This window comes from Spectribacter hydrogenoxidans (genome assembly GCF_031846275.1).
Classification (GTDB): Bacteria; Pseudomonadota; Gammaproteobacteria; order Nevskiales; family Salinisphaeraceae; genus Spectribacter; species Spectribacter hydrogenoxidans.
The window spans coordinates 1-556 of the sequence record NZ_JAVRIB010000055.1; the positions used below are offsets into that span (position 1 = coordinate 1).

Consider the following 556-nt stretch of genomic DNA (forward strand, 5'->3'; position numbering starts at 1 on the left):
TACCTCGTGACTGGTGAATTGCGTGCCGCGATCCGAATGCAGGATCACCGGCTGGCCGGGATCATCACGCTGCCCCAGCGCGGCGGTCACCGCATCCAGTACCAACTGACGCTGTTGCGTCGCGCCCATCGACCAGCCGATCACGAGCTTGCTGTAAAGGTCGATCACCACGCACAGAAACAGCCAGCCTTCGACGGTACGGATCTGAGTGATATCGGTCACCCATTTGGTGTTGGGCTCGAGCGCGACGAAGTCGCGCTCGAGATGATTGGCGATGCCGATGGGTCGCAGCCCCGATGGCTTGTAGCGCCAGGCCCTGGCCACGGGGATCCCGTAGATGCCGTGGCGGCGCATCAGGCGTGCGACCCGATTGAGACTGGCCCGCTCGCCTTCAAAGCCGAGTTCTTCGTGCATGCGCCGACGTCCCATCACGCCGAGATGATCGGCATGGATCGCCCGAATGCGGCTTAGTAGTCGGCCATTGTCGCGTACACGAGCACTGGGCCGGCGTTTCTGCCAGTCGTAGAAACCGCTGTGCGAGACCCGCAGACAGCGG

At 63.1% G+C, this 556-nt stretch carries 1 protein-coding gene; it reads right to left on the reverse strand.

What is annotated here, in order from left to right:
- The coding region (locus tag RM532_RS15850; RefSeq protein ID WP_311654307.1) for an IS3 family transposase at nucleotides 1-556 on the reverse strand (556 nt) is incomplete at both ends.